Genomic DNA, 5,066 nt, shown 5'->3' on the forward strand with positions numbered 1-5,066 from the left:
CGGCGCGGGCATGCTCGCCGCCGTCGTCCAGGAAGCGCGCCCCGAGCGCGGCGAGCATGCCCGCGCCGCCGTCCGTGGTCGCGCTGCCCCCGACACCGAAGACGATCGTGCGCGCCCCGGCGTCCAGCGCGGCGCGCAGCAGCTCCCCGGAGCCGTACGTGGAGGCGGTCAGCGGGGCGAAGACGCCCTCGGGCAGCCGCTGCAGCCCGCTGGCCTCCGCCATCTCCACGACCGCGGTGTCCCCGCGCAGCGCGTACGCGGCCGTCACCTCGTCGCCGAGCGGCCCCGCGACCCGCACCTCGCGGCGCTCGAACCCGGCGGCGACCGCCGCGGCCACGGTGCCGTCGCCGCCGTCGGCGACGGGCATCGCCTCGACCTCGAGGTCCGGTACGACCCGGCGCAGCCCGGCGGTGACCCGCTCGGCGACCTGTACGGCCGTCAGCGAGCCCTTGAACTTGTCCGCGGCGATGAGCACCCTGCGGGCGCCGTCCCGTGCAGCGTCAGCCACCTTGCTTTTCCCCTTGCTCTCCGAGCCTTGCCCACGTCAAGGCAGTCGCGCCGCTGCGACCTTAACCTCAGGACGCCTCCGCCGTCATGCCCCTGCCCGGTGGGTGGAACGCCGTGCGGCGAGCCGGCGGGAGCGCCGGCGAGCGGGTGGGAAACCGGTGGAAGCGGCCGGAATCGGGTAACCCGGGGTCCATGACCTCTGTGGGTACCCACGCCCCGTCCCCCGCCGTCACCGGCCCCGGCCTCGCCGACCGGGTCCTCGGCGGCTGGCTCGGCCGGATCGCGGGCAACATGCTGGGCAAGCCGGTCGAGCAGGGCGAGGTGTGGACGCGCGAGCGCATCGACCGCTATCTGCGCCGCGCGGACGCCCTGCCGCTGACCGACTACCTCCCCGGGCCGCCCGACGGCGCGGACGACCTGCCCGCGCTGCGCCCGGAGTGGCGCGAGTGCGTCCGGGGCCGTATCCACGGCAGCTGCCGCGACGACGACGTGGACTACGCGATCCTCGGCCTGCACCTGCTGGAGACCCGCGGCTTCGGCTTCAGCACCGAGCAGGTCGGCGACCTGTGGCTGCTGCGGCTGCCGTACCTGCAGACCTTCACGGCGGAACGCGCGGCCTACCGCAACCTCGCCAACGGGCTGCGGCCGCCGCTGACCGCGACGTACGACAACCCTTACCAGGAGTGGATCGGCGCCCTCATCCGCGCCGACATCCACGGCTGGACCTGCCCCGGAGCCCCGCGCCAGGCGGCCTCCCTGGCCCGCCGGGACGCGGTGCTGTCGCACACGGGCAACGGCGTCTACGGCGCGATGTGGGCGGCCGCCCTGATCTCCGCCGCGTTCACCGCGCCCACCGTCCGCGACGCCCTCGACACGGCCCTGACCGTCGTCCCGGCGAGCAGCCGGCTGGCCCGCACGGTGCGCCGGGTGATCTCGCTCCACGACACCCGGATGACCTGGGAGGACACCCTGGCCACGGTGTCCGAGGAGACCGCCGGGCCGCACTGGATCCATGTGGTGCCGAACGCCGCCGTGCTCACCGCGGGACTGATCTACGGCGACGGCGACTTCACCCGCACCATCGCGCTCACGGTCCGCGGCGGCCTGGACACCGATTCCAACGGGGCCACGGCGGGCTCGGTGGCCGGTGTGCTGAACGGGGCGCGGGCCATACCGGCCCAGTGGACGGAGCCGCTGCGGGACACGGTGCGCAGCGCGGTCTTCGGCTTCGACGGGGTGCGGATCAGCGAGCTGGCGGAGCGGACACTGCGGCTGGCCGAGTCCGAGCACTGACCGCGCGGGGAGTCGGGGGAGCAGTCCCCCGGCGCAGTGGTGTGCGCGGCTTCGCCGGACGGTACCGCGTCCGGGCCCGCTGGTTACCCTTCCAGGATGACCAACACTCCTGACTTCGCCGCGTACATCGCCGGCCTGCCCCGGGTCCTCGCCGGGGCCGCCGCGCTCTTCCGGGACGCCGAGGGGCGGGTGCTGCTCGTCGAGCCCAACTACCGCGAGGGATGGGCGCTGCCGGGCGGCACCGTCGAGTCCGACGACGGTGAGACCCCGCGCCAGGGCGCGCGCCGGGAGACCGCCGAGGAGATCGGTCTGGACCGTGCGCTGGGACGGCTGCTCGCCGTGGACTGGGTGCACGGCCCGGGCCGGCCGCCGCTGGTGGCGTACCTGTACGACGGCGGGGTGCTCACCGAGGACGACCTCAAGGCGATCAGGCTCCAGGAGGAGGAACTGCTGTCCTGGCGGCTGGTGCCCCGCGAGGAGCTGACCGATCACCTGCTGGGCGCGCTGGGCCGCCGGGTGCTGGCCGCGCTGGACGTCCTGGCGGACGGTTCGGGCACGGTGGAACTGGAGAACGGGCACCGGGTGGGGTGATCCGGCGCGGGGCCCGGTGAAGGCTCAGGGGGCTGGAGGCCCAGGACGGCGGCGCCGCCGGGCTGAGGGCGGCTCAGCCCTCTTCGCGGGGTTTGACGTCGGCCTCGCGCAGTGCCTCGTCACGGGTGACGAGCCTCGCCTCGGTGCGGTGTCCGCGCTCGATGTAGTCGCGCAGGACCAGCTCGACGGCGTCCTGGGGGCTGCCGACACCGGCGAGCACCATGGTTTCCACGACGAGTTCGGCGTCGAGCGAGACGGTGACCTTGGCCATGCGCGGACCCTAGCACCGCGCTCCGTCTCCCGGATATCCGTTCGCCTCGACGTCCGGGCCCGCCCTACCCTCGGCGGCATGAGCAAGCCCCTCGTCGCCCTGCTGACCGGCGCCGGTGTCTCGACCGACTCCGGCATCCCCGACTACCGCGGTCCCCAAGGGCTGTGGCGGCGCGACCCCGAGGCCGAGAAGCTGGTGACGTACGAGTACTACATGGGCGACCCGGAGATCCGCCGCCGCTCCTGGCTGATGCGGCGGGACGCCGGGGCCCTGCGGGCGGGGCCGAACGCCGCGCACCGGGCGGTGGCGGAACTGGAGCGGTCCGGGGTGCCGGTACGGGTGATCACCCAGAACGTGGACGGTCTGCACCAGCTCGCCGGGATGCCCGACCGCAAGGTCCTCGAACTGCACGGCACGGCACGCCGGTACGTCTGCACGGCGTGCCATGCGCGCGGGCCGATGGAGGACGCCCTCGCCCGGGTCGAGGCCGGGGAGCCGGATCCGCCGTGCCGGGAGTGCGGGGGCGTCCTGAAACCGGCGACGGTGATGTTCGGCGAGCGGCTCGACCCGATGGTGCTCGGCGACGCCGTCGCCATCACCAAGGCCTGCCAGATCTTCATCGCCGCCGGCACCAGCCTCCAGGTGCAGCCCGCCGCGGGCCTGGCGGGCGTCGCCGCGGACCACGGCGCCCGCCTGATCATCGTCAACGCCGAGCCGACGCCGTACGACGAGCTGGCCGACGAGGTGATCCGGGAGCCGATCGGCACGGCGCTGCCCGCGCTGCTGCGCCGGGTGGGGCAGGCGGCGTAGGGGCCGGGGCCGGCCGGTCCCGGCCCGTGCCGGGTCAGGAGCCGCCGCGGAGCACGTGCGCCTCGTAGTGGTACTCCCCCTTGGTGACGACGAGCGTGTCCAGGGACGACGACAGGAACATCCACGGCTCCTCGATCGCGCCGCGCACCCGCGCCAGGTCCGCGCGGCCGGGAGCGCGGCACTCCAGCCAGGGCAGGATGCCGAGGTGGCTCGCCAGGTGAACGCGGCCGGTCGCCCTGGGTGGTCAGCAGTTCCCCGAGCCAGGCGTCCAGCCGCTCCGGCGGGGTGTCGTCCCGCAGCCGCTCGGCCGGCTCGGTGAAGATGTCCCAGGTCCGTTCATCGCCTCCCCCACCCAGGCGGGCACCGCCCCGGGCTCCAGGGCACCCCCCGGTGCGCAGGTCGCCGAGGCCTGCCTCGATGCCGGCCAGGGCCGCCTTCTCCCGGCGCTCCGCGAGCTTCTGCCGCAGTCTGCTGTCCATCAGAACAGGGCGGTTCCCGCCTCGAAGTCCAGCAGGCGCTGCTTGCGGTCCAGGCCGCCGCCGTAGCCGGTGAGGCTGCCGTTGGTGCCGACCACGCGGTGGCAGGGGATGATGATGCCGATCGGGTTCCTGCCGTTGGCGAGGCCGACCGCGCGGGACGCCCTGGGGTTGCCGAGGGTGGTGGCGAGCCGGCCGTAGGTGCGGGTCTCGCCGTACGGGATGGTGCGCAGGTGCTCCCAGACGCGCCGCTGGAACGGGGTGCCGTGCAGGCGCAACGGGAGGGTGAACTCGGTCAGCCGGCCCGCGAAGTAGGCCTCCAGCTGTTCCTCCGCCTCGGCGAAGGGGCGCTCGTCACGGGAGCCGAAGGTCTCCTCGGGCGGGCGGTGGCGCTGGTTCTCCATGTAGACGCCGCACAGGACGCCGTCGTCGGCGACCAGGGTCAGCGGGCCGTACGGGCTGTCGATCACGGTGTGCTGTCTCATGAAGGGTCCTGGCTCCTCATACCGGCAGGAAGTTGATGGGGTGGTTGTCCGTCGCCCACAGGTACTGGACGGCATACGCCCGCCAGGGCCGCCAGGCCGCCGCGCGGGCGGTGAGCGCGGCCGGGGTGGAGGGCAGGCCCAGTTCCCGGGCGGCGCGGCGGATGCCGAGGTCGGTCGGGAGGAAGGCGTCGGGGTCGCCGAGGGCGCGCATCGCGATGACGTCGACCGTCCACGGGCCGAAGCCGGGGAGGGCGAGGAGCCTGGCACGGGCTTCCGGCCAGTCGCTCTCCACACCCAAGGGGAGCGAGCCGTCGGCGAGCCGGCCGACGAGGGTGGTGAAGGTGGCGCGGCGGGTGCGGGGCATCGCCAGGGTCTCCGGATCGACGGCCGCGAGGGCTCCCGGTGACGGGAACAGGTGGGTGAGGCCGCCCTCTGGGTCGTCGACGCTCTCGCCGTGCGCGCCGACCAGGCGGGCCGCGTGGGTGCGGGCGGCGGCTGTGGAGACCTGCTGGCCGAGTACGGCCCGTACCGCGAACTCCGCCTCGTCGACCGTGCGCGGGACCCGTCGCCCGGGTGCCTTGTCCACCAGCGGGGCGAGCACCGGGTCCGTGCGCAGCTGGTCGTCGACGGCGA

7 protein-coding genes are annotated in these 5,066 nt (G+C 74.5%); 3 read left to right on the forward strand and 4 right to left on the reverse strand.

Annotated elements, in window-relative coordinates:
- Nucleotides 1-508, reverse strand: a 508-nt coding sequence (locus tag CCN42_RS30385; RefSeq protein ID WP_143662059.1) for a glycerate kinase, incomplete at its 3' end; no start/stop codon positions are given.
- Between the two features lie 191 nt (nucleotides 509-699).
- On the opposite strand from CCN42_RS30385, the gene CCN42_RS30390 reads away from it, so the two are divergent.
- Together CCN42_RS30390 and CCN42_RS30395 are read left to right on the forward strand one after the other, a co-directional pair.
- Nucleotides 700-1,800, forward strand: coding sequence for an ADP-ribosylglycohydrolase family protein (locus CCN42_RS30390; protein WP_086740448.1), 1,101 nt, complete (start codon nucleotides 700-702; stop codon nucleotides 1,798-1,800).
- A 96-nt stretch (nucleotides 1,801-1,896) separates the two neighbouring features.
- Complete coding sequence (locus tag CCN42_RS30395; protein WP_086170391.1) at nucleotides 1,897-2,391, forward strand: NUDIX domain-containing protein; 495 nt, start codon at nucleotides 1,897-1,899, stop codon at nucleotides 2,389-2,391.
- Between the two features lie 73 nt (nucleotides 2,392-2,464).
- On the opposite strand, the gene CCN42_RS30400 is transcribed toward CCN42_RS30395, so the two are convergent.
- Nucleotides 2,465-2,662, reverse strand: a complete 198-nt coding sequence (locus CCN42_RS30400) for a type II toxin-antitoxin system VapB family antitoxin (RefSeq protein ID WP_086170390.1) — start codon at nucleotides 2,660-2,662, stop codon at nucleotides 2,465-2,467.
- Nucleotides 2,663-2,740: 78 nt separating this feature from the next.
- On the opposite strand from CCN42_RS30400, the gene CCN42_RS30405 reads away from it, so the two are divergent.
- Nucleotides 2,741-3,472, forward strand: a complete 732-nt coding sequence (locus CCN42_RS30405) for an SIR2 family NAD-dependent protein deacylase (RefSeq protein WP_086170389.1) — start codon at nucleotides 2,741-2,743, stop codon at nucleotides 3,470-3,472.
- A gap of 478 nt (nucleotides 3,473-3,950) precedes the next feature.
- Here the strand turns inward: CCN42_RS30405 and CCN42_RS30410 are convergent, their stop codons facing one another.
- Nucleotides 3,951-4,433 carry a methylated-DNA--[protein]-cysteine S-methyltransferase gene (locus tag CCN42_RS30410; RefSeq protein WP_086740451.1) on the reverse strand — a complete coding sequence of 161 codons (483 nt, stop codon included), beginning with the start codon at nucleotides 4,431-4,433 and terminating at the stop codon, nucleotides 3,951-3,953.
- 16 nt (nucleotides 4,434-4,449) lie between these two features.
- A partial coding sequence (locus CCN42_RS30415; RefSeq protein ID WP_143662060.1) for a DNA glycosylase family protein occupies nucleotides 4,450-5,066 on the reverse strand: 617 nt, incomplete at its 5' end.

This window comes from Streptomyces glaucescens, assembly GCF_002154375.1.
Lineage (GTDB): Bacteria > Actinomycetota > Actinomycetes > Streptomycetales > Streptomycetaceae > Streptomyces > Streptomyces glaucescens.